This is a genomic window from Paenibacillus sp. FSL M7-1414 (assembly GCF_038003195.1).
Classification (GTDB): domain Bacteria; phylum Bacillota; class Bacilli; order Paenibacillales; family Paenibacillaceae; genus Paenibacillus; species Paenibacillus amylolyticus.
In genome coordinates this window covers 2,378,436-2,404,436 of the sequence record NZ_JBBOOS010000001.1, presented here as the reverse complement: position 1 = coordinate 2,404,436, position 26,001 = coordinate 2,378,436, and the positions used below count along the sequence as shown (strand labels likewise).

General features: G+C 47.4%; 26 protein-coding genes. 3 read left to right on the top strand and 23 right to left on the bottom strand.

Features of this window, described 5'->3' with window-relative positions; genetic code table 11:
* Positions 1–69: 69 nt before the first annotated feature.
* The 20 genes from MHH92_RS10890 to MHH92_RS10795 form a co-directional block, all read right to left on the bottom strand.
* Positions 70–444, bottom strand: coding sequence for a VOC family protein (locus MHH92_RS10890; RefSeq protein WP_340903685.1), 375 nt, complete (start codon positions 442–444; stop codon positions 70–72).
* 162 nt (positions 445–606) lie between these two features.
* Positions 607–1,374 (bottom strand): tRNA (guanosine(37)-N1)-methyltransferase TrmD, encoded by a 768-nt coding sequence (trmD, locus tag MHH92_RS10885; protein WP_211081668.1) that lies wholly within the window; start codon positions 1,372–1,374, stop codon positions 607–609.
* A 1-nt stretch (position 1,375) separates the two neighbouring features.
* Entirely contained in the window at positions 1,376–1,888 is a 513-nt protein-coding gene (gene rimM, locus MHH92_RS10880) for a ribosome maturation factor RimM (RefSeq protein WP_340903682.1), read from the bottom strand.
* A 301-nt stretch (positions 1,889–2,189) separates the two neighbouring features.
* On the bottom strand, positions 2,190–2,420 hold the full coding sequence (locus tag MHH92_RS10875; protein WP_017689218.1) for a KH domain-containing protein: 231 nt from the start codon (positions 2,418–2,420) through the stop codon (positions 2,190–2,192).
* A 23-nt stretch (positions 2,421–2,443) separates the two neighbouring features.
* Positions 2,444–2,716 carry a 30S ribosomal protein S16 gene (gene rpsP / locus MHH92_RS10870; RefSeq protein WP_017689219.1) on the bottom strand — a complete coding sequence of 91 codons (273 nt, stop codon included), beginning with the start codon at positions 2,714–2,716 and terminating at the stop codon, positions 2,444–2,446.
* A 53-nt stretch (positions 2,717–2,769) separates the two neighbouring features.
* Entirely contained in the window at positions 2,770–4,149 is a 1,380-nt protein-coding gene (gene ffh, locus MHH92_RS10865) for a signal recognition particle protein (RefSeq protein WP_017689220.1), read from the bottom strand.
* A 62-nt stretch (positions 4,150–4,211) separates the two neighbouring features.
* Positions 4,212–4,562 carry a YlxM family DNA-binding protein gene (ylxM, locus tag MHH92_RS10860; protein ID WP_017689221.1) on the bottom strand — a complete coding sequence of 117 codons (351 nt, stop codon included), beginning with the start codon at positions 4,560–4,562 and terminating at the stop codon, positions 4,212–4,214.
* A 262-nt stretch (positions 4,563–4,824) separates the two neighbouring features.
* Positions 4,825–5,472 (bottom strand): PAQR family membrane homeostasis protein TrhA, encoded by a 648-nt coding sequence (gene trhA, locus MHH92_RS10855; RefSeq protein ID WP_017689222.1) that lies wholly within the window; start codon positions 5,470–5,472, stop codon positions 4,825–4,827.
* Between the two features lie 146 nt (positions 5,473–5,618).
* Entirely contained in the window at positions 5,619–6,632 is a 1,014-nt protein-coding gene (gene ftsY, locus MHH92_RS10850; RefSeq protein ID WP_036609455.1) for a signal recognition particle-docking protein FtsY, read from the bottom strand.
* Positions 6,633–6,740: 108 nt separating this feature from the next.
* Positions 6,741–10,310, bottom strand: a complete 3,570-nt coding sequence (gene smc / locus MHH92_RS10845) for a chromosome segregation protein SMC (RefSeq protein WP_076249832.1) — start codon at positions 10,308–10,310, stop codon at positions 6,741–6,743.
* Positions 10,311–10,528: 218 nt separating this feature from the next.
* The gene (gene rnc, locus MHH92_RS10840; RefSeq protein ID WP_036670338.1) at positions 10,529–11,233 is read right to left on the bottom strand and encodes a ribonuclease III; all 705 of its coding nucleotides are present in this window, start codon (positions 11,231–11,233) and stop codon (positions 10,529–10,531) included.
* 13 nt (positions 11,234–11,246) lie between these two features.
* Positions 11,247–12,485: a beta-ketoacyl-ACP synthase II gene (gene fabF / locus MHH92_RS10835; protein ID WP_036609459.1), complete on the bottom strand. Its 1,239-nt coding sequence runs from the start codon at positions 12,483–12,485 to the stop codon at positions 11,247–11,249.
* A 177-nt stretch (positions 12,486–12,662) separates the two neighbouring features.
* Entirely contained in the window at positions 12,663–12,896 is a 234-nt protein-coding gene (acpP, locus tag MHH92_RS10830) for an acyl carrier protein (protein ID WP_024630176.1), read from the bottom strand.
* A gap of 152 nt (positions 12,897–13,048) precedes the next feature.
* A complete protein-coding gene (gene fabG, locus MHH92_RS10825; protein WP_017689228.1) occupies positions 13,049–13,798 on the bottom strand; it encodes a 3-oxoacyl-[acyl-carrier-protein] reductase in 750 nt (249 codons plus the stop codon).
* A gap of 249 nt (positions 13,799–14,047) precedes the next feature.
* Positions 14,048–14,989, bottom strand: coding sequence for an ACP S-malonyltransferase (fabD, locus tag MHH92_RS10820; protein ID WP_340903667.1), 942 nt, complete (start codon positions 14,987–14,989; stop codon positions 14,048–14,050).
* Positions 14,990–15,014: 25 nt separating this feature from the next.
* Positions 15,015–16,004: a beta-ketoacyl-ACP synthase III gene (locus tag MHH92_RS10815; RefSeq protein ID WP_338593790.1), complete on the bottom strand. Its 990-nt coding sequence runs from the start codon at positions 16,002–16,004 to the stop codon at positions 15,015–15,017.
* Positions 16,005–16,012: 8 nt separating this feature from the next.
* On the bottom strand, positions 16,013–17,008 hold the full coding sequence (gene plsX / locus MHH92_RS10810) for a phosphate acyltransferase PlsX (RefSeq protein WP_017689231.1): 996 nt from the start codon (positions 17,006–17,008) through the stop codon (positions 16,013–16,015).
* Positions 17,005–17,553 carry a transcription factor FapR gene (gene fapR / locus MHH92_RS10805; protein WP_047842457.1) on the bottom strand — a complete coding sequence of 183 codons (549 nt, stop codon included), beginning with the start codon at positions 17,551–17,553 and terminating at the stop codon, positions 17,005–17,007. Before fapR ends, plsX begins: the two co-directional genes overlap by 4 nt.
* A gap of 372 nt (positions 17,554–17,925) precedes the next feature.
* Positions 17,926–18,099 carry a 50S ribosomal protein L32 gene (gene rpmF, locus MHH92_RS10800; protein WP_017689233.1) on the bottom strand — a complete coding sequence of 58 codons (174 nt, stop codon included), beginning with the start codon at positions 18,097–18,099 and terminating at the stop codon, positions 17,926–17,928.
* Positions 18,100–18,166: 67 nt separating this feature from the next.
* A complete protein-coding gene (locus MHH92_RS10795; RefSeq protein ID WP_340903648.1) occupies positions 18,167–18,673 on the bottom strand; it encodes a YceD family protein in 507 nt (168 codons plus the stop codon).
* Positions 18,674–19,136: 463 nt separating this feature from the next.
* Between MHH92_RS10795 and hmpA the strand changes: the two genes are divergently transcribed.
* Positions 19,137–20,372, top strand: a complete 1,236-nt coding sequence (gene hmpA / locus MHH92_RS10790) for an NO-inducible flavohemoprotein (protein WP_340903647.1) — start codon at positions 19,137–19,139, stop codon at positions 20,370–20,372.
* A gap of 290 nt (positions 20,373–20,662) precedes the next feature.
* Positions 20,663–21,895, top strand: a complete 1,233-nt coding sequence (locus MHH92_RS10785; RefSeq protein WP_340903646.1) for a nucleotidyltransferase — start codon at positions 20,663–20,665, stop codon at positions 21,893–21,895.
* Positions 21,896–22,245: 350 nt separating this feature from the next.
* Here MHH92_RS10785 and MHH92_RS10780 read toward each other — a convergent pair whose 3' ends face one another.
* A complete protein-coding gene (locus MHH92_RS10780) occupies positions 22,246–23,286 on the bottom strand; it encodes a SepM family pheromone-processing serine protease (RefSeq protein WP_091031961.1) in 1,041 nt (346 codons plus the stop codon).
* Positions 23,287–23,537: 251 nt separating this feature from the next.
* Between MHH92_RS10780 and MHH92_RS10775 the strand changes: the two genes are divergently transcribed.
* Complete coding sequence (locus tag MHH92_RS10775) at positions 23,538–24,875, top strand: nucleoside recognition domain-containing protein (protein WP_340903642.1); 1,338 nt, start codon at positions 23,538–23,540, stop codon at positions 24,873–24,875.
* Here the strand turns inward: MHH92_RS10775 and coaD are convergent.
* Together coaD and rsmD are read right to left on the bottom strand one after the other, a co-directional pair.
* Positions 24,853–25,359, bottom strand: coding sequence for a pantetheine-phosphate adenylyltransferase (coaD, locus tag MHH92_RS10770; protein WP_085981453.1), 507 nt, complete (start codon positions 25,357–25,359; stop codon positions 24,853–24,855). The genes MHH92_RS10775 and coaD overlap by 23 nt on opposite strands.
* A 1-nt stretch (position 25,360) precedes the next feature.
* Positions 25,361–25,969, bottom strand: coding sequence for a 16S rRNA (guanine(966)-N(2))-methyltransferase RsmD (rsmD, locus tag MHH92_RS10765; protein ID WP_340903640.1), 609 nt, complete (start codon positions 25,967–25,969; stop codon positions 25,361–25,363).
* Between the last annotated feature and the right edge of the window lie 32 nt (positions 25,970–26,001).

Here is a 26,001-nt window from a genome sequence, read left to right as displayed (position 1 = left end):
GTGGTCATGCAAAAATGTTCAAAGCTGCAAAAAAGTGCCTACGTAATTAAACGATTTAAACGAATGATTTTAAGCCCACTCTAAAAACTCAAGACGATTGCCAAAAGGATCATTTATATAAAAACGTCTTACACCTTCATCTGCCCTTGCTTCGTCATCGACAATATGAATTTGGTTATGAATGAGATGATCACGCAACTGATCCAAATGTTGTACATGAAATGCCGGATGAGCTTTTGTAGCGGGAATAAAATCTTTTTGTACGCCAATATGCACTTGGTGTCTACCACACTCGAACCATACACCACCCCGTTTTCTCAGAATTTCAGGTTTGGGAATCTCCGTCCAGCCCAGAACTTTATTGAAAAAATGACGTGCCTCCTCTTCACAGCCTTCTGGTGCTGCGAGCTGAATATGATCAAGACCAATAATATTGTAAGTCATTCATACACCGCCTTTGGTTTCATTTAGTGAAACTTAGTTTTAAAATATACCTCCATTTTATAGAATAACCCATTGAATATCCAGCTTTCTTTACAAAACACATAAGAAAAGCCAACCTTTGGTATCAAGGTTGGCTTTTTCAAACTCTATAAAAAGATATATTTACTCTGTACTATTTTTACGGTTTGAGCGTATCTTTTTCAACCAAATGCGTTCTTTGTCCGTCAAGTCCGCCGTTTCCAACATCTCCGGTCTACGTTCTAACGTACGAAGCAAAGACTGCTCTCTGCGCCATGCCTCAATGTTCAGGTGATGTCCTGACAACAGCATATCCGGTACTTTCATGCCCCTAAACTCGGGTGGACGTGTGTAGTGTGGATATTCGAGGAGTCCAGTACTGAATGAATCCGTCACAGCACTTGTCTCATTGCCAAGCACACCGGGAATAAGGCGTACGATGCTGTCGATCGCAACCATAGCAGGCAATTCCCCACCAGTGAGCACGTAATCACCAATGGATAGTTCATCCGTCACGAGAAATTCGCGAATTCGCTCATCGTAACCTTCATAATGTCCACATATAAAAATCAGATGATCTTCCTGTACAAGTTCTTCTGCTTTTTTCTGTGTAAACGTCTCACCTTGCGGACACATTAAAATAATACGTGGAGCTTTCATGGTTGCCGCGGCTTCTCCGCGTTGCTCCAGTACATCTTCAACAGCAGCAAAGATCGGATCTGGTTTCAGCACCATGCCTCCACCCCCACCGTAAGGAGCATCATCGACCGTATTGTGCTTATTTGTCGCATAATTACGGAAGTTGGTTGCACCGAGGGACACCAGCCCCTTCGTTTGGGCTTTACCCAGAATGCTTGCTCCGAATACGCCATCAAACATCTCCGGGAAGAGTGTTAATACATCCACTTTCATGTTACAGCAGCCCTTCCATCAGGTGAATCTTCACTTGCTGCTTTTCGATGTCCACATCAAGTACTACATCATCAATAACGGGAATCAGCACTTCTTTACCTGCTGGCGTTTTGACAACCCATACATCATTGGCACCCGGAGTCAAAATTTCAGAGATAGTTCCAAGCGTTTCACCCTCTTCGGTGATAACCGAACACCCAACGATTTGATGGAAGTAGTATTCACCTTCCTCCAGCTCAGCGAGGTTCTCTTTTAACACTTTGGCCATACCGCCTTTAAACTTCTCTACTTCATTAATATTGCCATACTCTTTCAGACGAAGAATATACATATTTTTATGCAAACGTGCAGATTCCACGTTAACCATGACTGGATGATTATCTGGTGTAAAGAAAAACAACTCTGCATTTTTCGCGAAACGCACTTCTGGGAAATCGGTTATAGGCATGATTCTCACCTCACCGCGAATTCCATGCGTATTAACGATTTTACCTACATTCATAAACTCTGCCATACGTTCCTCCTACGAAATTAAATCAAACTAAACAGCTACTTCGACTCTCGTACGGTCGTTCCGGCGACGGTTCGTTCTTTCGATCGCTGTTACCCCCTCATTTTTCGAACTTAATTTAAAAGGTGAAAATGAGGTGATAAAGGCGAACGCTAACGCTTCTCCAGAATCGATCCCGTCCCCTGCACTGCTCCGAAGTCACTCATACCCAAAATATTTTAATTCAATATCTAATTCAACATATTAAGTTCAGCATGCACGAAAAGGGGCTAGGACATGCATCCTAACCCCCTTTCGTATATCTTTAAGATATGATATCAACGGTAACCCGTTTATCCATCTTAACTGCTGCTGATGTGACGACCGTACGAAGTGATTTCGCGATTCGTCCCTGTTTACCAATTACCTTCCCGACATCGTCAGGATGAACAGTTAACTCATAAACGACAAGCCGGTCTTTCTCAACCGTCCGAACCGTCACATCTTCCGGATGATCGACTAAAGCCTTAGCAATTATGCTTACTAATTCTTCCATAGATGACCCTCCGAATCAGCACTTTATTTAGATAATTTAGACTCGTGGAACTTCTTCATCACGCCCGCTTTGCTAAGCAAGTTGCGGACAGTGTCAGATGCTTGTGCACCGTTTTGAAGCCATGCCAATGCTTTATCTTCATCGATCTTAACAACAGCCGGTTGTTCAACCGGGTTGTAGTAACCGATCTCCTCGATAAAACGACCGTCACGTGGGGAACGGGAATCCGATACCACTACGCGGTAGAAAGGAGCTTTGTGAGCACCCATACGTTTCAGACGAATACGAACTGCCATTTGAAAATTCACCTCCTTCAATGAAATCTGTATATGATCCAGCTTCGCTTAAATCAACGGAAAGGAAACTTCATTCCTTTACCCATACCTTTAAGCTGCTTCATCGCTTTATTTTTACCGCCGCCTTTAGGTCCCATCATATCCGAGAACTGTTTCATCATGCGGCGCATCTCATCAAATTGCTTGATCAGACGATTTACTTCAGCCAGAGATGTTCCGCTTCCGGTAGCAATACGCTTCCGGCGGCTATGGTTGATCATGTCCGGGTTACGTTTCTCTTCGGTCGTCATTGAGTAAACGATCGCTTCGATCCGGCCCATCTGTTTATCATCAACCTTCAGATCCTTGGCTTGTTTCATCTTGCCCATCCCGGGGATCATATCCATGATCTGATCGATTGGTCCCAGCTTTTTCACTTGATCCATCTGCTCCAGGAAATCTTCAAACGTGAATTCTGCATTACGCATCTTCCGTTCCATTTCCTTGGCTTTATCGGTATCAATGTTTAATTGTGCTTTCTCAATCAGAGATAACATATCACCCATACCGAGGATCCGTGAAGCCATACGTTCCGGGTGGAACGGCTCCAAAGCGTCAAGTTTCTCTCCAAGGGAAGCAAACTTGATTGGACAACCCGTAACTGCTTTGACGGAAAGCGCAGCACCACCACGAGTATCTCCATCCAGCTTTGTCAGGACAACCCCGGTCAGATTAAGCTGCTGGTTAAAGTGTTCTGCTACGTTAACCGCATCCTGACCTGTCATGCTGTCTACAACAAGCAGTACTTCATCCGGATTCACTACGCTGTGAATCTGGCGAAGTTCTTCCATAAGTTCTTCATCAACATGCAGACGTCCAGCTGTATCGATAATAACATAGTCATTACCGTTATCTTTGGCATGTTGTAGACCTTGACGTGCGATCTCAACAGGGCTTGTCTGATCTCCCAGTGTGAATACCGGCGCTTTGATCTGCTCGCCAAGTACTTGCAACTGTTTGATCGCTGCGGGACGATAAATATCTCCTGCAACAAGCAATGGTCTGCTGTTTTGCTTTTGCAGCATTTTAGCCAGTTTACCCGATGTAGTTGTTTTACCAGCACCCTGCAAACCAACCATCATCAGCACCGTAGGCGGTTTGTTCGCTTTAGCCAGTTTCGCTTGGCTTCCACCCATCAAATCCGTTAGTTCCTTGTTAACGATGTCGATGATGACCATTCCTGGCGTGAAGCTCTCCATCACTTCTTTGCCAACAGCCTTCTCTTTCACCTTGGCGATGAATTCCTTGACCACTTTGAAGTTTACATCCGCTTCGAGCAATGCCAGACGTACCTCGCGCATAGCCTCGGCTACATCTTCATCAGACACCTTGCCTTTGCCGCGCAGCTTGCTGAACACATTCTGTAATCGGGTCGTTAATCCTTCAAATGCCATGATCCCACCTCCTTAAGCTTTAATACTGTTTTCAAGACCGATACGTTCCGCTCAGCCAATTATCATTCACTAAGCTGAGCAACGATATCGTGTATTTGTTTGTTGTTATCAATGGAGACGCCTGCGCGTTCCAATGCATTTTGCAAATCTTCAAGATTGCGATTACGCCGTTCATGCTTTTCCAGCAAGCCCAGCTTGCTTTCGTAATTTTCCAGCACTTGTTCGGCACGCTTGATATGCTCGTATACCGCCTGGCGGCTGATCTCAAACTCGGCTGCAATTTCACCAAGTGAGAAATCGTCATGAAAGTAATACTTTAGAAAAGTCTGCTGTTTCTCGGTAAGTAACAATTCATAAAAAGCAAACAGCAAGTTAATCCGGTTTGTCTTCTCAAGCCGATTTTCTTGACTCACATCGGGGCACTCCCTTCGTCAAGGAAAAACACTTTACACTCTTGCAACGTTCCTAATAATACCTAAAACAAATCAGGTTGTCAAGCAAAAATACTTGTCACAATAAAAACAGCTCTGATGATACGTTATTTCGATGTTTAACGGGTGGTTAATGCCCTTCTTCACTACAAGCAAATTCTATCTGTGTCCCTGCGACCCACCTCTATGTAGAAGAAAAAACGAATGCGTCTCAGTCCGTGGAGATGCATCCGTCTATGGTGTTCTAACGAAGTGGTGTCAGGTACAGCAGTACCATAAAGAAATGAAGAATACTGCCTGCTAACACAAAGAGATGCCAAATCGCATGGTGGTACGGAAATCCACGCCATACATAAAAGAGCGTACCAAGTGTATACATCAGGCCTCCAGCAACCAGCAACACAATGCCGCCTGTAGGAATGGCCGCCATAAGAGGTTGCCAGGCAATAACGATCAGCCAGCCCATCGCAATATAGAAAATCGTGGACATGAATAGAAACTTTTTCGTAAAAAATGCCTTAAAGATCACGCCGAATAATGCGATACCCCAGATTATACCAAACAGGGTCCATCCAAGTGTACCGCGAACAGCAATAAACAAAAGCGGAGTGTACGATCCCGCAATAAATAAATAAATGGAAGAATGGTCGAAAATCTCAAATAAATCTTTCACTTTTCCATCTTTCCATGCATGCACGAGTGTAGAACTTGTATAGAGCAACAGCATGGTGATTCCGTAGATCGTAAAACTGACCACATGCCAAGCCGTGCCTTTCATACTTGAAAATACAATCAATATCACCAGTGCAGCTACACTGAGTGCAGCGCCGATTCCATGTGTCACCGCATTGGCGACTTCTTCACGGCGAGAATAGGTATACGTATTGGCCATTTTCAACCGTCCTTTCTAACCCTTTAACATTGCCTGCTTTATTCCTCCATTATACACGTATTGCCAGCGACATTACACGTGACACTTATCACGTATATCACTGGCAATACGGTTAACATCATTAATTCATTCTATTATTAATGATTCTAGGAATTAGCTTCCTCTTCTTCAGCACTTTCCGCTGGCTGTTCCTGGATCAATCCGGCGAACAAAGCATGCACAAATTGCTCCGAATCAAACGGCTGCAGATCATCAATTTTCTCACCCAGTCCTACGAGCTTCACAGGCAAGTCCAGCTCCTGACGGATCGCAACAACGATCCCGCCTTTAGCTGTTCCATCCAGTTTCGTCAGTACGAGGCCTGTTACACCGCTTTTCTCACCGAAAAGTTTAGCCTGGTTCAAAGCATTTTGACCTGTTGTTGCATCCAGTACCATCAGTACTTCATGCGGAGCATCCGGAATTTCACGTTGAATGACACGATAGATCTTGTTAAGCTCGTCCATCAGGTTCGATTTGTTTTGCAGACGACCTGCTGTATCACAGAGCAGAACATCCGCACCCCGTTGTTTCGCTGCCTGTACCGCATCATACATAACCGCTGCTGGATCAGAACCAGATTGCTGTTTGATCACATCGACACCGGCACGTTGCCCCCATACTTCCAGCTGTTCAATGGCTCCGGCACGGAACGTATCTCCAGCTGCCATGATGACTTTTTTACCTTGTTGTTTAAATCGATGTGCCAGCTTGCCAATCGTTGTTGTTTTACCAACACCGTTAACACCAACAAACAAAATGACGGTAATGCCATCCGGGTTCATTTTCAATTCGTTATTCTGTTCACCGCGAAGAAGACCCGTCAGTTTCTCGGACAATACAGGCTGCAGCTCAGCCGCATCCTCAATTTTGCGTTTTTTCACCTCAACGCGCAGGTCTTCGATCAGATTCATGACTGTATTCACACCAACGTCTGCTCCGATCAAAATCTCTTCCAGTTCTTCATAGAACTCTTCATCGATTTTTTTGCGACGGATTACGAGATCCGACACTTTTTCCACTAACCCTTTACGTGTCTTTTCCAATCCATCCTTAAACTGTTTAGTGACCGACTCCGTTTTGCTTGCAATGCTGTCTCTAAGCTTTTTAAAAAAACTCATAAAGCCCCTCCATCGTGTACATAATCTAAGCGGTTTTGCAAAAATGCTCAATCTGAATGATTTTCAATGATTACAATGAGTTCGTTTGTCTCGCAGGTTTGGATCAGATCAGGCAATTACTGCTTCCTCATCTTCCAGTTTAACCGAAACGAGCTTGGATACACCGCCCTCTTCCATTGTAACACCGTACAGCACATCTGCCTCTTCCATCGTACCTTTACGATGGGTAACAACGATAAACTGTGTCTGTTCGGAGAATTCACGCAAGTACTGGGCAAAACGTACCACGTTAGCTTCGTCCAGTGCTGCCTCTACTTCATCCAACACGCAGAATGGTACCGGTTTGACATGCAGAATAGCAAATAATAAAGCCATCGCCGTCAAAGCCCGCTCCCCACCGGATAACAGTTGCAGGTTTTGCAGTTTCTTGCCTGGTGGCTGAGCCACGATATCTATTCCCGTTTCAAGCAAGCGCTCCGGGTCCATCAGAACAAGGTCAGCACGTCCCCCGCCAAACAGCTTGCTAAACACGGTACCGAACTCACGGCGGATGGCATCAAACGTGATCTTGAATCGCTTCGCCATCTCGTCTTCCATTTCCCGAATAACCTGATACAACGTTGTTTTAGCTTCCACCAGGTCATTCTTCTGTTCACTCAGGAACTCGTATCGCTCATTGACTCGCTGGAACTCTTCAATCGCTCCCAGGTTCACATCACCTAGGGCTGATATACTGCGCTTCAGCTTCTGTACCTCTGCCTGTGTATGCTCCACGTCTTCCGGCACAGGATAACGCTCTTTGGCCAGTTCATAACCCAGTTCGTATTCATCCGTCAGTTTTCGCAGTATATTTTCCAGCTCAACATCCAGCCGGTTCACGGAAATTTCCGTCTGTCGCATCTGCTCTTCCACAGCTTTTAACTGCGTGCGCTGTTCCTTCGTTTCGCTCTCGGCAAGCTCAAGCTTTTTCGATAACTCACTTCGGGCAGCACGTTTGAAGTCCAGATCCTGAGAAGCTTCCGCTTTTTTCAGCTTATACTGGTTCAGATCTTCAATCTGTTTAACACTCTCGGTCTGTGTTTTCTTGAGATCTGCTTCCATCGAAGCCAGCAACGTGCGATTCTGACGAAGATCTTTCACCAGCGACTCTACTTCCCGCTCCAGACGTCGCAATTGTTCTCCATTGGAGAATCGCTCCTGATCCAGCTTGCCTTCACGCACTTTCAATTCGGTGAGTTGGCTCTGCAATTCTTCCTTCGCAGATTCATTGGCTTTCCGAGCAAACTCGGCTGCATGAATGGCACGATGAGTCGCTTTTTCTTCCTCTTCAAGCTGCTCCAGCTTCTTCACAGCGACGATCCGAGCCGTATCCAGCTCTTTGATCTCTTCGGTAAAGCCGCTCTTCTCCTGCCCGGCAACAGCAACCTGTTCAAGCACATGGCGAAGCTCATGCTCTACCTGTTTCATTTCCATCGAAGCCTGCTGTTCTGCATTTCGGGTATCATCACCGGACTGACGAAGTTCATCCAGTTTGTCCTGACACTGTTCCAGTTGGACTTTTACATCATCCACACTGCGATGCAGTTTCACGATTTGATTTTCCGTATCCAAAATATCCTGGTCGAGCTGGTCTAGTTGCCGTTTCCGGCTGAGCAGACTCACATTTTTCTTGTGCTGGCTACCACCTGTCATGGAACCACCCGCATTGACCACGTCACCTTCAAGCGTCACAACCCGGAAACGATACTGACAGCGAGCCGCAATTTTATTGGCGACCTCCAACGTTTCGGCAATAATAACATTACCGAGCAAGCTACCAATGATTGAAGCATATTTGGATTCGAATTGTACAAGATCAGCACCAATCCCCACAAAACCCTCCATACCTTCAATCATAGAACGTTCAGCCGCTCCAATGGCACGAGGACGAATGACATCCAGAGGCAGGAACGTTGCACGCCCCAACTGGCGTTGCTTCAGAAAAGCAATTGCCTGTCTGGAAACTGATTCATTTTCCATGACCACATGCTGCAAGGATGCTCCCATTGCTGTTTCTACCGCAAGTTCGATCTTCTCGGGAACTTTTACGAGTTCAGCCACAGCTCCATGAACACCGCTCAGCGTACCTTTACGTGAAGCCTTGAGAACCTCCTTGACACCCAGCATGAATCCGTCAAAATCATCCTGCATCTCTTTCATCGTATCGCGGCGGGAAACTTGAGCTTCACGCTTCTGTTCCCATTTACGGACCGTACCCCGACTTTCTTCGAGCAGCTTCTGCAGCGACTGGAGTCGTTCACTTTCCGTAATGTATCCACCACGTAGATCACTGATTTCTTTGCCCAAACGAACAACTTTTTTCTCAATGTCCGCTTTACGACTTTCCAGTGTCTCTTTTTGATCTTCCCATTTGCCCGATTCCTCAGCCGCGCGATTCATTCTGCGCTCCAGCGTTTCTTTCTGCTGATCCACATAACGAATTTCATTGCGTGTCTGAGCCATCTGATTCATCAGTTCCAGCAAGTTGCCTTTGAGGCTTTCCTCTTGCTGTTGACTAATGCCACCTGTGACACCGATGAGTTTGGCTTCTTCTTGGGACAACTGATTTCTCACATCATTCAGTTCATGCTCAAGTTTGCCAAACTTCTCACGCAGTGCAAGCAGCTCGGTTTCCCGTTCGCGATGTCTCTCTTCACTGGCGGCAAGTGTTACTTTGAGCTGCTCCTGATTTGTTTGCAGATGGTGGGAGCGCTCCTTGAGCAATTCTCCAAGCCCTTCACTTTTCTCTGTCGCTTCACTGAATTGCAATAAAGCGGCTTGCAGTTGCTCTGTCTCTGTTTCCAGGATACGCAGCGCATTCCGATCATTTTCCAGCTTGGCATCATGCGTAGAGACAATCGCTGCGAGTCCAACCTCTTCCTGTTTTAGCGATTGCAGGCGCTCGTTTGCCTTACTCCAGGAAGCATGAATCTGTTCGATCTGGTACACATACATGGAGATCTCTTGTGATTTGAGCTGTGAACGAAGTTCCTTATAGTGGATCGCTTTCTCTGATTGTTCCTTTAGCGGTCCAATCTGATCTTCCAGTTCAGTCACCAGATCATGAATACGCAGCAAATTCTGCTCTGTCTCATCCAGTTTGCGCGTCGCATCCCGCTTGCGGGATTTATATTTAACGATACCTGAAGCTTCTTCAAAGATACCTCTGCGATCCTCTGAACGGGTACTCAGAATCTCTTCGATTCGCCCCTGTCCAATAATCGAGTAGGCTTCCTTACCAATGCCGGTATCCATAAACAACTCCGTGATATCCTTCAAACGACAAGATTGTTTGTTAATAAAATATTCACTATCTCCGCTGCGATGTACACGACGAGTCACTGTCACCTCACCGAAATCCAATGCAAGTGCGTGATCCTCGTTATCAAGCGTTAGCGACACCTCACCGAAATTAACGGCTTTCCGTGCGTCACTGCCTGCAAAGATGATATCTTCCATCTTGCCACCACGCAGCGACTTGGCACTTTGTTCCCCCAGAACCCAGCGGATTCCGTCCGATATATTACTCTTTCCACTTCCGTTCGGACCTACAACAGCCGTAATGCCACGAACGAACTCCATCTCCGTTTTGTCGGCGAATGACTTGAATCCACCCAATTCAATCCGTTTTAAAAACATAGGGTTTCTCGTCACCTCCTCTTGCAAATTTCAAGTATTGCATTCCAGCGCCTAAATAAATTGAACTAAAATAAAGTTCACTTATTTAGTTAACGATCAGGTAACCTTCTCCTGAACCTCTTTACAAAAAAAAGAGCAAAAAGCAGTCCGGCCGATTACTTCCGCCGGGGCGGACCCGCGGGCTGCTCTTTGCTCTTCGTTTGTCTATGCGCTATCGGTTAAGCTCCGGCTTCCGGAAGCTTCAGTCGATCAAGTGCTGCAGATGCAGCCTGTTGTTCCGCTTCCTTTTTGGAACGTCCTGTACCTCTGCCAAGCCTTTCTTGACCCATATGGACCTCCGAGACAAACTCACGTTCATGGGCAGGTCCCCGTTCCTCAACGATACGGTATTCCAAAGCTCCCATATTGTGATGCTGAGTAAGTTCCTGCAGTTCCGTTTTGTAATCACTCATTTGCAGCTTGCTGCCCAATACAATTAATGGGAAGACATGCTGATCAAGAAATGTCCGAACAGGCGCAAGCCCCTGATCCAGATACAATGCACCAATGAAAGATTCAAACACATCTGCCAGCAGAGCCGGCCGTGTCCGTCCTCCAGTTAGTTCCTCACCTTTACCAAGAAGTACATACTGCCCAAAACCCAACGCTTCAGCAAATTTGACGAGGGAAGGCTCACAGACAATGGATGCCCGCAGCTTAGTTAATTCACCTTCCGGACGGTTAGGATACAAATGATACAAGTACTCCGATACAGTCAGTTCCAGCACGGCATCGCCCAGAAATTCCAGACGCTCGTTGTCCTGATGCTGACTGAACCGGTGTTCGTTTACATAAGAAGCATGGGTAAACGCTTGTTTTAAAAGCTGCCTGTTGTCAAATTTGATTTGAAGTTTATGTTGTAACTGCTTCAGATCTTCACTCAAACGAACTAGCCCCTTATGCTTCAAATTTTTTGAGAATAATGGTGGCATTGTGACCGCCGAATCCAAATGAATTGGACATGGCAATATTAACTTTGGTTTGACGTGGAACATTTGGTACATAATCCAGATCACATTCCGGGTCCTGATTTTCCAGATTGATCGTTGGAGCCAGTGTCTGATGTGTCAGTGACAATCCGCAGATAACCGCCTCTACACCACCAGCAGCGCCCAGCATGTGGCCCGTCATGGATTTAGTGGAACTCACGGCAAGCTTGTACGCATGATCACCAAACGCCTTTTTGATCGCAAGCGTTTCGGATCTGTCGCCTACAGGCGTCGAAGTTCCGTGTGCATTAATGTAGTCCACTTCTTCAGGCTCAATGCCCGCATTACGAAGTGCCATCTTCATGCAACGTGCTGCTCCGTCCGGATCTGGTTCTGTCATGTGATGTGCATCACCTGTCAGACCGTAACCGATCACTTCACCATAAATGCGTGCACCACGTTTTTGAGCATGCTCCAGGGATTCCAGAATCATAACACCAGCGCCTTCGCCCATAACAAAACCATCACGTTCTGTATCAAAAGGACGGCTTGACTTCGCAGGATCATCATTACGTGTAGACATTGCGCGCATCGCACAGAACCCTGCAAGACCCGTTGGTCTGATTGTTGCTTCCGCACCACCACAGATCATGGCATCTGCATCACCATTGGCAATCAGCTTGAAGGAATCTCCGATGGAGTGTGTACCTGTTGCACAAGCGGTAACAACGTTAATGTTAGGACCTTTGGCACCAAGGGAAATAGACATTTGGCCTGAAGCCATGTTGGAGATCATCATGGGAATAAAGAATGGGCTTACCCGTTTTGGACCTTTTTGCAACAATGCATTATGTTGGTCCTCCCACGTACCCAATCCACCAATACCTGATCCGATGGATACACCGAAACGCTCTGCATCAATATTCTCGTTAATTTTCAGACCACTGTCTTCAACGGCTTTGAAGCCGGCTGCCACAGCGAACTGTACAAAACGGTCCATTTTGCGAGCATCCTTGCGATCCATATATTCTTCCGGGTTGAAATCCTTGATCTCGGCTGCAATCTGTGTCGTGTATTCACTAACATCAAACGCCTCAATCTGAGAAATTCCGGACTTTCCTGCCATTAAACTGCCCCAGAACGTTTCCAAATCTTTTCCGAGCGATGTCATTACGCCCATTCCGGTAATTACTACTCTTTGTTTCAAACCGAGTCACCTCTATATCGACTGCATTACGCAAGTATTTTGTGGGAATATCCGCAAACAGACATCTACTCAACCAAGATAGGCTTGCTTGAGTAGAGCTGCTTGCGGAATGAGAAAAACCAATGAATGATGAGAAGTCCCGCCTGTTCGAAAACATGTGCGGGACTAAAAATGACTTTAGGTATGAGATTGTATGTAGTTTACAACTTCACCTACGGTCGTGATTTTTTCTGCATCTTCATCAGAGATTTCCAAATCAAATTCATCTTCCAATTCCATGACCAATTCCACTACATCCAAAGAATCAGCACCCAAATCTTCTTTGAAAGATGCTTCAAGTGTAACTTCAGCTTCGTCTGCGCCCAAGCGGTCGACGACGATGCGTTTTACACGCTCCAATACATCGGACATCCGGTTCACCTCCTTCTTTGGTATTATACGAGAATCGCAGGCAAAATGCCATAGAAGACATATGCGGCTCCCGGCCGGGGAACCCGGCCTTTTTCCGGCATTTCGGATCGTCCAGCGCCTGTTCCCCGACTATTGTTCAAGTCTGGGAAGAATTACATGTACATGCCACCATCGACATGCAGCGTCTGCCCTGTCATATAAGATGAAGCCTGTGAAGCCAGGAAAGTGACTACACCGGCGATTTCATCCGGCTGACCCAAACGGGACAACGGAATACCACTTAGCATACCGTCCACCAGCTCCTGGGACAACTCTTTTGTCATATCTGTCTCAATGAATCCTGGTGCAACACAGTTAACTGTGATTCCACGAGAAGCCAGTTCACGAGCAGATGCCTTTGTCAGGCCAATGACTCCTGCTTTGGCAGCAACATAGTTCGCTTGTCCAGCATTACCGAGCACACCTACAACCGAGGAGATATTGATAATTCTTCCCGACCGTTGTTTCATCATTGGACGTGTAACCGCCTTAAGGCAGTTAAACACACCTTTGAGATTGGTTTCAATAACCTGATCGAATTCTTCCTCTTTCATACGCATGATCAGATTATCACGGGTAATTCCAGCATTGTTCACCAGAATATCAACGTTGCCCCATGCTTCGAGTGTAGCTTTGACCATTTGTTCAGCTTCATCCATCAGGCCAACATTGGCTTGAAGTGTAATCGCCTTAACTCCTTTGGCACGAATCGCTTCCGCCACTTCCTCAGCTGCCGCTTGGCTACCCGCATAATTCACGGCTACGTTCGCTCCAGCTTCTGCAAGTGCCAGTGCAATACTTCGCCCAATGCCCCGGGATGCCCCGGTAACGAGTGCATTTTTACCTTCTAATGGTTTAGACATAATCATTCCTCCTTTCCCCAAATCTATATCAGTTCAACCAAAGAATGTTTACACTTGCCACTCCGATGACAGAATAAACTTCCGATCGCTGTTATCCCCAGATTTTTTTGATTCCCTTTTATAAAGGGAAAATCCGGTGATAGCGTATGCTTCCGATGTAGCTTTCTTTCAGAAAGCTTTTAGGCGAACGTTCCGCTTCTTCAGTTTTTTTCTGTCCTCTCCGTTCTCGTGTAAAAATTTTAGTTTAACTCATATAATTCCTTCTAATTCACTTGCCGTTGCTTCGAGCGTTTCAAGACTGTTCACATTGTACAGTTTTACGGTTTTATCTGTTTTTTTAATCAAACCAGTCAATACACTGCCAGATCCAATCTCGATGAACGTATCCACGCCTTGCTCAATAAGCCATGTCACACTGTCTTCCCATAATACAGGAGAATAGACCTGAGCTGTCAACAAATCCTGAACCTGTCCATCCTCTGCAGGTCTTGCAGTCACATTAGCGACTACAGGGACCGCTGCCGGTGAGAACGTAACGGTTTTCAGTTTCTCTGCCAGCTTCTCAGCTGCACCCTTCATCAATGAAGAGTGGAACGGACCACTTACTTCCAATGCAATGGCGCGTTTACCGCCTGCTTCTTTCACTCGTTCCGCGACAGCAGCTACGCCTTCCTTCACACCAGAAATGACGATTTGTCCCGGACAATTAATGTTGGCAAGTTCAACCGCATGACCACTTTCAGATACGTCACGGCAAAGCACCCCCAGCGCTTCCCGATCCGCACCCAACACAGCAGCCATCGCTCCTTGTCCACCCGGTACTGCCTGTTCCATATACTGACCACGTGCCCGCACAGTGCTCACTGCGTCAGCAAACGAAAGAACGCCCGCTGCCACCAGTGCACTGTATTCTCCCAGACTGTGTCCAGCTGTATAGTCAGGCTGAATCCCTTTTTCTTTGAAAGCTTCAAGCAAGGCAATACTTGCTGTCAACAGAGCCGGTTGTGTATTTGATGTCTGTTTCAACTCGGTCTCCGGTCCTTCAAATACAAGGTTGCTCAGCGAGAAACCCAATGTTTCATCTGCTGCACGAAAAATTTCGGTTGCCGCAGGCACGGACTCATACGCGTCCTTGGCCATGCCTACAGCCTGTGATCCCTGTCCGGGAAATACAAATGCTATTTTACCCATCTCATTCATCTCCCAGATGTCTATTTTACCAAACGAGTACCGATGCACCCCATGTCAAACCGCCACCGAATCCAACCATCAGAACGGTATCTCCGGCTTTCATTCGACCTTCCTCCGCTGCTTCTACCAGAGCAAGCGGGATGGAAGCAGCTGATGTGTTTGCATACTTATCCACGTTGACTACAACCTTTTCTTCAGGAAGTTCAAGGCGTTGCATCGCAGATTGGATAATTCGAATATTCGCTTGGTGAGGAACAAACAGATCCACATCCGTACGCTCCATACCAGCCTTGCGTAATACCTCAATGGTAGCCGTCCCCATGACACGTACCGCAAACTTAAACACTTCACGACCGTTCATGTTGATGTAATGTTTTTTATTTTCAACGGTCTCTGCAGTAGCAGGCAGACGGGAACCGCCGCCTTCCATCTGAAGAAGACTACCGCCAGCACCTTCGGCACCGAGATCGAATGCTTTGAATCCGCGACCTTCCGGAACTTCACCAACGACTACCGCGCCTGCTCCATCACCAAAGAGGACACATGTGTTACGGTCTGTATAATCCGTAATACGAGACAAGCAGTCCGCACCAATCACAAGTGCATTGTTGTACATACCGCTTTGGATGAAGCTCGTAGCACTAGCCAACCCGTATACAAATCCGGAACAAGCAGCCGACAGATCAAATGCCGCGGCACCTTTTGCGCCCAATTTGTCCTGCAAGATGCAGGCTGTCGATGGGAACGAAGAATCCGGGGTAATGGTTGCAACAATAATCAGATCAAGATCACTGCCTGTCATGCCTGCAGATTCAAGGGCTTTAATAGCCGCTTCATATGCCAGATCAGAAGTTGCCTGATCGGGTGCAGCGATGTGACGCTCTTTGATTCCTGTACGACTGACGATCCACTCGTCATTGGTATCGACCATTTTCTCCAGATCGCTATTTGTCAAAATTTTCTCAGGCACATATTTCCCTGTACCAATAACCCCTACTGGGCGCAAATTATTCATATCGTCACTCACTTCCCGCTAATTTCCTTAGATATGCTCTCTACCAGCTGATTCTGCACTGCAATCCGAGCTTGGCGCACAGCATTTTTGATGGCATTGCCATCAGCAGATCCATGACTTTTCACAACCAGTCTGCTCAAACCGAGGAGTGGCGCTCCGCCATGCTCCGTATAATCCAGCTTTCGTTTCAACCCACGCAGCTCAGGCATTAGTACAGCTGCAGCCAGTTTACTTTTGAGTGAAGATGAAAATTGTTCCTTAAGCAAGGCGAAAATGGCACCTGCTGTGCCTTCCAGCGACTTCAGCAGGATATTCCCTGCAAAACCGTCACATACAAGCACATCACAAGCACCAGTCAGCACATCACGTGCCTCAACATTACCGACAAAACGAATTGGGAGTTGTTCCAGTAAAGGGTATGCATGTTTGGTCAACTCATTTCCTTTGCCTGGCTCTGTTCCTACATTGAGCAAGCCCACTCGTGGGGACTCAATGCCCTGTACTTTTTGCCGATACAAACTGCCCATCAGGCCATATTGTGCAAGGTGCTCCGGTTTGGCATCCATATTCGCTCCTAGATCCAGCGCAAGCACACCTACATCATCAATCGTTGGAATCATAGGCGCAAGCGCCGGACGTTCAATGCCTTCCATGCGACCTACAACAAGCAAACCCGCTGTCATGAGCGCTCCAGTATTGCCCGCCGAGATCATCGCGTCCGCTTCGCCCTCTTTCAGCATGCGGCCTGCGACCACCATGGAGGCATCCTTTTTGCGACGCACTGCTTTGACGGGTTCATCATCCGAACCAATAACTTCGGAAGCATGCCGGACCGTAAGATTGGCAGGTCTCACACCTGACTGACTCAAAAGAGGCTCCAGCTTGGCTTCATCGCCGATCAGGACGATCTGTGTATCCGCCCATTCCGTGGCTGCGGCAATCGCACCTTCTACCGTTGATGCAGGTGCATTGTCGCCTCCCATGGCATCAATGACGATTTTCATTCCAAATGACCTCCTTCTCCGCTGTCTTCTCCACCTGAATGGTAGATTACAAAGTTGCCTTGAAACACCATTTCTTCACCTACATAAGTGAATACTTCCACTTTGGCTTTGCCCTTTTGACCCGGAATCGATCTCACATAAGCCTTTGCAATACATTTCTCTCCCAAATGAACCGAACGGACAAAGCGAATGTCTGCTGATGCAGTCAACGCGATCTCGTCATTAATAATCGCTACAGCCAAGGAGTTGGCCTGCGCAAAGACATAGTGTCCGCGTGCAATCCCTGTTCTGGAAAACACGTGTTCTTCCTTAATCTCAAACAGGGAAATCCCGCTCTTATCCAGTTGCAGATCCACAATATCACCGATAATCTCATGCAAGGGCAACGAGCGTACCTGATCATACGAGAGCTCTGCCATCAGTTTCATCCGCTCCCGAAGTTCGGGTATTCCAAGTTCCAGCCTGTCAAGACGAATCGTCTGAATACTCACCTTCAATTGGCGTGTAAGTTCCTGATCCGTCACAAACGGGTTCTCTTCTATCATTCTGGTTAACTGCTGTTGCCTCTGTCTCTTCGGTACACGTTCGATGCCTGACACCCCCCGCTGTATCGTTTACGGAACCGTCCCGCCCGGCCAGTTCAACCATTCTTTCGTGTTGCTTCTATAGTTGCATCCCTGGTCACCAGGGTCGTTCTCAAACGGATTATGGTTCATCTATATGTAACGTCAAATCTTAGAACCTGGTACTAAACTATAGTATATCTCATCCCGTGTCAAAAAGAAAGACTGGCCTAACAAAAACAATTCACCCTTCTGGTGCAAGGATTTCATGCTAGTTAGCTCACTCTACTTACACTCTCTAATCCAAAAAAAGTAGCACCTCATCGAAATGAAGTGCTACTTAATGTCCAACTATTATTGAGAGATGATCTCTCTTGCTTTGTACGTTCCGCACACTTTGCACACGTGGTGACTAAGTTTAAGTTCGCCACATTGTTCACATTTCACCATGCCCGGTACAGCCAATTTAAAGTGAGTGCGACGTTTGTCGCGACGCGTCTTGGACGTTCTCCGTTGAGGTACTGCCATTATTCCCACCTCCTTATCAAAATCAACCTTTGCAGGTAGTCTTAAAATGTTCGATTTTCAATCATGCTCATTTAAAAAAATCCTTGAGCCCTGCAAGCCGCGGATCAATAACCTCGTTATCACAACCGCAGTCACCTTCGTTCAGCTCATGGCCACACTTGGGGCATAACCCTTTGCATGTATCGCTACATAGCGGTATAAACGGAAGATCCAGCAGGAAAGCTTCCTCGGCATAACCCTTCAGATCAACGCTATCTCCATCCACATAGAGCGTATCATCGTCTTCGTGTAATTCCTTTGGCTGTTTTCCCTGCTTGAATTGCTCATGAAAATCAATATGAAAATGTTCATTGATTGGCTTAAGACAACGGGAGCACAACATGTCCACTCCTACAGTCAGCTTGCCATGAACACCCACAACGTCACCTTCTCTGAATTCTGCAGATAAGTCCGCAGTCAGCGGGGTAACGGCTGTGATATCTTGTCGGTTAAAAACCAGTTCCTTGATCTCCCACTGTTCGTTAAACTTCAGGGGACCATCACTGGTAGCCACTTTGCGAAATGGCATTAACATTTCCATCACTCCAAACGAAACCAATTTCATAATTCGTATCAAACGTATCACGACAGTTATACAGGTCAAGCCTGCTTTTGTAAAGCAATAAATCCTGACTGTATGTATTCTGACGAATCTTCGTTAAAAGTATTATGAAATTGACTTAACAAACAAAAATCATTATACCGATTTTTCAAGACGTTTGTCAACACTTTTAACTTTACACCCTATTTTAAAACCAATGGCCCAGAACCGTTTACTCCATCTGGTCTATTATAGACTCACTTCAAGATAAACTACAAGTCGTCATTTTAATTGTAGTTCCTTGCAAATAGCGGTCACATTTCGTTAACGTTTAGTGTGATCTATATCACATAGACCCGCTTGTCCCCTATCTATACTTGCTATAAACCGAAACATGATCAGCTCCATGACCGATTTATTATCCAACTATTTCATATTATATCGGGAGGGAAAATGTATGTTAAGCGAGCACACCATTAGAGTCATTAAATCTACAGTACCCGTACTTGAAGTCCACGGCGAAGCGATCACACGTCATTTCTATGAAACGATGTTCACAGCTCATCCGGAACTACTGAATATTTTCAATCACGCAAATCAGAAACAGGGACGACAGCAAGCCGCCCTCGCCAATATGGTATACACCGCTGCCCTGCATATCGATAATCTGTCCTCCATCCTGCCTGCCGTCCGGCAAGTTGCACATAAACATCGCAGCCTGGGTATCGTTCCCGAGCAATATGTGATTGTTGGCACCTATCTGCTTCAAGCCATCAAAGACGTACTTGGAGACGCGGCAACGGATGAAATTATCACGGCGTGGGGCGAAGCCTACAATGTCATTGCAAATGCTTTTATCGGGATCGAACAGGACATGTATACAGAAGCGGAAAACCAGACGGGTGGCTGGGAAGGATTTCGTACCTTCAAGGTTGCTAAGAAAGTGCAGGAAAGTGAAATCATCACGTCCTTTTACCTCGTTCCAGACGATGGCCAGCCCATTGCCAGTTATGAACCGGGACAATACATCAGTATCAAAATCCAACCAGAGGCACAGTCATTTACCCAGATTCGTCAGTATAGCCTTTCAGATACCCCGGGTAAACCCTACTATCGCATTTCCGTTAAGCGTGAGCGAGGTGTATTAGAGCGTCCTGACGGAGTTATCTCTACGTATCTCCACGATCACATTAAAGAAGGCAGTCTGGTGGAACTATCCTCTCCTGCTGGCGACTTCACGCTGAATGCAGACGATAAACGGTCTGTTGTTCTCCTGAGTGGTGGTGTGGGTCTAACGCCCATGATCAGTATGTTAAATACGCTCGTTAACTTGAATGAAAATCGCACCATTACATTTTTGCATGCAAGTCCCAATGGTCAATCGCACGCGTTCCGTGATCATGTGAACAGTCTGGCCAAACGCAATCCGGGCGTTAAAACTTATTATTGTTATACTCAACCTGAGAATGCTGATCGTGAAAATGAGTATTTTCATAAGGAAGGTTATATGGATGCGGTCTGGCTTCGTCAAGTGATTGATGAACTGGATTCCACTTATTATCTGTGCGGACCGGTTTCGTTCATGCGGGCAGTGTATACGGAACTTCAGGCGCTTGGTGTTGCCGCGGACAACATTCATTATGAATTTTTTGGGCCCAAAGCAAGTCTATCTCCCACGCCGGAAAGTGTCTAAGCATGCTGAGATTGCGAGATGTGATTAACCTAACTTCTTCCTACATGTATAAGTGTATAGGTAAGTGTACTACTACGATGATTTATTAAGATGAAGAAGCCGTTCTCCGATTATCGAAAATGTGTAATATACAATAGATTTACAGGCACAGTCTGACATCTGCTGATGTTGGAATTGTGCCTTTTTCTTGTCTAAATTGGTGCATGATTTGATCTAATACATGACATCCCCTATGATGGAATGGATGTTATACATACTCGGTTATCCAATCGAAAGGAGTACGTCTAATCATGAAAGCCGTAGGCGTCATTGTTGAATATAACCCCTTGCACAATGGGCATGTCTATCATTTGCAGGAAGCACGGCGGCTAAGCGGCGCAGACGCCGTTGTCGCAGTCATGAGCGGCCCTTTTCTCCAGCGTGGCGAACCCGCCATCGTGGGTAAAAGGGCGCGCACCGAGATGGCGCTGCACGCAGGCGCGGATCTCGTGCTTGAACTGCCGGTGGCGTACGCGGTCCAACCGGCCGAGTGGTTTGCCTTCGGTGCGGTATCGCTGCTGCACCGCACCGGCATTGTGGACTCGCTCTGCTTTGGCAGCGAGTCCGGCGACCTGGACAGCCTGCAGCGCATTGCGCGCGTGCTGGCTGTGGAGCCCGCAGGGATGCGCGAGGACATCGCGCGCCGCCTGCGGGAAGGCGCCAGCTACCCCGCCGCGTACGCAGGCGCGGCGGCAGCGCTGGCGCCCGGCGGCGTCGATGCTCACGACGCCGCTGCACTGCTGGAGCAGCCCAACAATTCGCTTGGGCTGCACTACCTGATCGCGCTGCAACGACTTGGCAGCGCGATCCAGCCCTTTACGGCGGCGCGTACCGGTGCCGCGTATCATGAGGCGACGCCTGGACCGGGGGCGATCGCCAGTGCAACAGCCGTCCGCCGCCTGCTGATGGCGGACGGCCCCAACGCCGCCGCGCCATACGTGCCGGCGGCAACCCTTGCCATTCTGCATCGCGAATGGCAGGAAGGGCGCGCTCCCATACACTGGGAGCGCTTTGCACAGCCGCTGTTGCACCTCGCGGCCACCCGCCGTGCCTCCGAGCTGGAACGCATCGCCGAATTCACGGAAGGCCTAGAACACCGGCTGAGCCGTGCACTCGCTCAGCTCCCGGAGCCTTCAGTCGAAACACTCCTGAATGCAATGAAGACCAAACGATACACACGCACCAAGCTCCAGCGTATGCTCGCCCACTTGCTCCTGAATCACACCAAAGCCGAGTGTTCACCAGAGCAATTAGCTGCCGGACCCGGATATCTCCGAGTCCTCGGATTTAAGGCTCAAGGGCAGAGCCTGCTTAAACAAATGAAGAAAACCGCGTCACTGCCTGTTGTGCTGAAACCATCGACGTTCACACACAATCAGCTGGAACTGGATATACAAGCTCAGGTTGCGTATGGGCTCGCTTGCGAGCACAGGGACACACGTAGGATGTTCAGTGACTACTATGAGTCGCCTGTGAGACTGTAATCCCCTTTTGACCATAAGGCTTCATCTCTATGGAGCTTTTTATTCCATCATCAAACAGATCATTGACATCCACTGTTCCACACTCAACTATACAATTAAAAAATCCCCTTGTTGCGCGCCTCTCAGGCACCTCGCAACAAGGGGATTTCCTTATTCACTTCTCTTGTTCTCTTAATTCTTTTTCTCTTAAATCTTTTGGGTATCTCTACCCCTTTGGGTCTAGTGAGTTTGTTGATCTTCTCAAATCTCTTGATCACACTTCATTCCATTGCAATCAATTTTTCCGATTTCATCCGTTCATTATCCATCCGGTTCAACGTTGGCTCGATCTCTTCCCGCCCGATTATAATCTATGATTTCACGGACAGGGTTTTCAAATAAGCCAGCGCATCATCCACCGTGCTTACAGGCACAAGTTTCATTTTGGTGCCGATCTGTTCAGCCTTGGCTGCTGCTTCCTTATAGTTATCCTTAGGTACAAAGAAGATCTCCGCTTCTTTCCGGTCAGCGGCTACAATCTTGTGCACTACACCACCAATGGCACCCACCACACCGTCTTTAGTAATGGTACCTGTACCCGCAATTCGATGCCCCTTGGTCAGATCTCCAGGTGTTAACTGGTTATAGATCTCCAACGTAAACATCAAACCGGCAGACGGACCACCAACCTGAGTATCGGTAAAGGAGATCTGTTTGTCCGGATCTTCAGCTTTCACCTTCTGAACCGCACCGATCATAACGCCGAGTCCCGGGCGGGTTTCACCCGTTTTACTGTCTTTTACCTGAATCAGTTTCACGTCCCTGCTAATGGTCTCTCCACCACGTTCCAGTTGCATTTCGACTGTATCTCCGACCTTTTTATCTTTTAACTGGGCAGAAAGCACCGTATTATCCGGCGTAGCTGTTCCATTCACTCCCAGAATGATATCTCCCGGAGCAATATCTCCTTCCGGTTTTGGATCTTCGGACAGTCCAAATACAAAGATATGTTCAGGTACAATAGAATAAGTCACACCAGCCTGCTCATATGCAGCCTCCATTGCGGAGGATTGTGAGTCACTCATGAACCACACCTGTTCGGCAGAATATTCCGCTTCGCTTTTGCCGCGCAGTCGGTCTTCCTTTTTATCCACTTGAGCATTTTTATTGAACAGAGAGGTTCCTAGCAAAAACACATTGGCATATGTTGCCGACACGGTCGTCATCATGAACACACCGCGTTCTTCCTGGTCTCCACCCTTAACGGTTACCATTGGTTTTACTTCGTCTGCACTGCCAGGCATATATATGATATACGGCGTTGGCATGTACACGGCAACATAGACGACCAGAGCCACCACGATCACAAAGATCGAAGCTCTGAATCCGCCAGATTTCCGAATCCGATTCATCGCATGAGCCTCCGTTCTTTGTATCTCTATATAAGCTGAACTCTACACTAATCAGCGATCATAATTCCATCTTATTTAATCATTTTTTTCAAGTCTAACACTCTGGTCCTTGTGCATACAATGGTACAGGCCGGATAGGCCGCTGTATACAATAGCCTGTCCGGTCAAGGCCGAACCGCCCTTCGGGCGTCATTCGGCCGTCCATAACGATTCAGATGCCAAATCGGCGTTATCTGATATGAGGTGAAACGATGACATTACAGAGCGAGGTTAGAGATTCTGGCCCGTTACGAACGATAATCCTAAGTACCGGCGCTTTAATGTTGGTCATTGCGGTAGTTGCTTCCCCCAAAGAAGCGTTTGATGCCTCTATTCAAGGTCTGGATATATGGTGGAAAATCATCTTCCCTGCCATGCTCCCGTTCCTCATGTTATCCCAAATGCTCACTGCGTTTGGATTCACCCACGCGATCGGCGCCTTGCTCGGACCGTTAATGCAACGCTGGTTTAGGCTTCCAGGCAACGCAGGTCTGGCGATTGCCGTTGGCATGTGCGGCGGATTCCCCGCAGGAGCAGATGCAGTATCCCGTTTATTTCAGGATAGACAAATTACCGCCAAGCAGGCGGTTGTCCTTGCGGCGGCATCTCATTTTGCCAATCCAATGATGATCATACTGGTCGTTGGTGCTGCTTTTCTCCACCAGCCAGCAGCCGGATATTTTCTACTCATGGTCCACTGGATCAGCGGCTGGATTGCTGCCATTCTTGCCACGCGTCTCCTGCCTGCACCGGGTAACCAGAAAGACAGGGTTGGCTCGACAGCCGTACAAGCAGATAAGAGCTCTCTTGATTCTCAGCCTGCAAGTCCTGCAAGTTCCACAAGTCGCTCATCTGCACCCCACCACGCAACGTTCAAACGACGCAGTGTATGGTCTGATATGATGATCGCAGCCAGAGAAGCCCATCGTCGTGATGGAAGAGGATTTGGCAAACTGCTCGGTGACACCGTATCCCAAGCTGTACAGACCTTGATGATGACTGGTGGATACATGATCGGTTTTGCCGTGTTTATCCGGTTGGTCTCCCTATATCTGACTCCCGGGTCCTCTGCTGCACTGTGGCCAGCCTTCTTTGAGCTTCACCTGGGCACCTATCATTTGAGCCAGACCTCACTTACACCCGCGCTGCTCATGTCTCTACTTGCAGCCGTTCTGGGATGGGGTGGTTTATGCTCCCATCTGCAAGTCTCTGCTGTCCTGAAAACAACTGGTCCAAGCAGCAAATCGATGTTGTATTTTGCCGGAGTTCGTCTGACTCATGGATTAATTGCCTTTTTCATCAGTCTGTTCCTATGGATGCCGTTCAGCCGTTATAGCACAGAAGTCTGGACCACATTACAGACGAATGCAGAGCAGGACCTCTCAACACCATTTGGTTGGCTACTCATACATAGTCCTGGTAACACATACACGATCAACACCGTTTGGAGCGTCTTCCCTGTCGCATGCATGGGTCTTGCGTTACTTCTTGCAGTCATGGTTAGTCTATCGGGTCTTACCTTCTGGTTTAACCGCCGGTTTTCTCGCTGATTTTCTGACGGAGCGCAGCTTCCACTTCAGGTGAGACAAGATCTGTAACATCTCCATGATAATGAGCGATTTCTTTGACGATGCTGGAACTTAAATAGGAATACTTCGGATTTGTCATCATAAATATCGTTTCCGCATCCGGATTCAACTTGCTGTTGGTCGATGCCAATTGCAACTCGTATTCAAAATCAGTTACCGAGCGTATACCACGAACGATGACCTGAGCTTCCTTTTGCCGGACATAATTGGCCGTCAGATCGCGGAAACTGTCCACCTCCACATTTGGTAGATGCCGGGTTACTTCCGTAATCAATTCCTTGCGTTCCTCCACCGTAAACAGCGGATTTTTGCTCATATTGTTCAACACAGCTACAATGACGCGATCAAATTGCTTTGACGCTCTGGCGATAATATCCAGATGCCCCATCGTTACGGGATCAAAACTTCCAGGATATACGGCGATCCGTTCCTGTCGGTGTATCATTTCAGTCATGAGGAGCCTCCTCTTCCGGTGTAATGGATTCTCCATCTTTAACTGCTTCTGGCGCATAATAATAGATGGATACTGCCGTCTCCCCATACAAAGCCTTGCGCGTTTGTTCAAACGGGCCGAATTGCTCAGGGTAATCATGTTTGGATTCATATTCAAGCACGATGGTTGCTTCGGGTTCCAGAAGTTCCAGTTCGTGCATGGTTAACATCAACTCGTGCCCGGTCTTCATGCGATATGGCGGGTCGAGAAATACCAGATCAAACGTTGTGCCTCGCTTGGCGAGTGCCTTCAATGCCCGACCTGCATCATTACGATATACGGCCGCCTGGTCTTCCAGCTTGGTTGCCTTCAAATTCATGCGGATAACTTCAATACTTTTTGATTCCAAATCAACAAAAACAGCCTTGTCCATGCCGCGGCTCAGCGCCTCAATACCGAGACCTCCACTGCCTGCAAACAGATCCAATGCTGTGCCGCCCTCAAAATAAGGACCAACCATGCTAAATAACGCTTCCTTCACCTTGTCGGTGGTCGGCCGCGTACCCGTGCCAGGAACAGCCTTCAGCGGCCTGCCTTTTGCACTCCCAGATACCACTCTCACTTGACGAGTCACCTTTTCTCTATGTAAGTTTA

Coding starts and splice junctions, on each gene's coding strand:
- MHH92_RS10890 (WP_340903685.1), bottom strand. CDS start 444: ATGACTTACAATATTATTGGTCTTGATCATATTCAGCTCGCAGCACCA.
- trmD (WP_211081668.1), bottom strand. CDS start 1,374: ATGAAAGTGGATGTATTAACACTCTTCCCGGAGATGTTTGATGGCGTA.
- rimM (WP_340903682.1), bottom strand. CDS start 1,888: ATGGCAGAGTTTATGAATGTAGGTAAAATCGTTAATACGCATGGAATT.
- MHH92_RS10875 (WP_017689218.1), bottom strand. CDS start 2,420: ATGGAAGAATTAGTAAGCATAATTGCTAAGGCTTTAGTCGATCATCCG.
- rpsP (WP_017689219.1), bottom strand. CDS start 2,716: ATGGCAGTTCGTATTCGTCTGAAACGTATGGGTGCTCACAAAGCTCCT.
- ffh (WP_017689220.1), bottom strand. CDS start 4,149: ATGGCATTTGAAGGATTAACGACCCGATTACAGAATGTGTTCAGCAAG.
- trhA (WP_017689222.1), bottom strand. CDS start 5,472: ATGGCCAATACGTATACCTATTCTCGCCGTGAAGAAGTCGCCAATGCG.
- ftsY (WP_036609455.1), bottom strand. CDS start 6,632: ATGAGTTTTTTTAAAAAGCTTAGAGACAGCATTGCAAGCAAAACGGAG.
- smc (WP_076249832.1), bottom strand. CDS start 10,310: ATGTTTTTAAAACGGATTGAATTGGGTGGATTCAAGTCATTCGCCGAC.
- acpP (WP_024630176.1), bottom strand. CDS start 12,896: ATGTCCGATGTATTGGAGCGTGTAAAACGCATCGTCGTCGACCGCTTG.
- fabG (WP_017689228.1), bottom strand. CDS start 13,798: ATGTCTAAACCATTAGAAGGTAAAAATGCACTCGTTACCGGGGCATCC.
- fabD (WP_340903667.1), bottom strand. CDS start 14,989: ATGGGTAAAATAGCATTTGTATTTCCCGGACAGGGATCACAGGCTGTA.
- MHH92_RS10815 (WP_338593790.1), bottom strand. CDS start 16,004: ATGAATAATTTGCGCCCAGTAGGGGTTATTGGTACAGGGAAATATGTG.
- plsX (WP_017689231.1), bottom strand. CDS start 17,008: ATGAAAATCGTCATTGATGCCATGGGAGGCGACAATGCACCTGCATCA.
- fapR (WP_047842457.1), bottom strand. CDS start 17,553: ATGATAGAAGAGAACCCGTTTGTGACGGATCAGGAACTTACACGCCAA.
- rpmF (WP_017689233.1), bottom strand. CDS start 18,099: ATGGCAGTACCTCAACGGAGAACGTCCAAGACGCGTCGCGACAAACGT.
- MHH92_RS10795 (WP_340903648.1), bottom strand. CDS start 18,673: ATGTTAATGCCATTTCGCAAAGTGGCTACCAGTGATGGTCCCCTGAAG.
- hmpA (WP_340903647.1), top strand. CDS start 19,137: ATGTTAAGCGAGCACACCATTAGAGTCATTAAATCTACAGTACCCGTA.
- MHH92_RS10785 (WP_340903646.1), top strand. CDS start 20,663: ATGAAAGCCGTAGGCGTCATTGTTGAATATAACCCCTTGCACAATGGG.
- MHH92_RS10780 (WP_091031961.1), bottom strand. CDS start 23,286: ATGAATCGGATTCGGAAATCTGGCGGATTCAGAGCTTCGATCTTTGTG.
- MHH92_RS10775 (WP_340903642.1), top strand. CDS start 23,538: ATGACATTACAGAGCGAGGTTAGAGATTCTGGCCCGTTACGAACGATA.
- coaD (WP_085981453.1), bottom strand. CDS start 25,359: ATGATACACCGACAGGAACGGATCGCCGTATATCCTGGAAGTTTTGAT.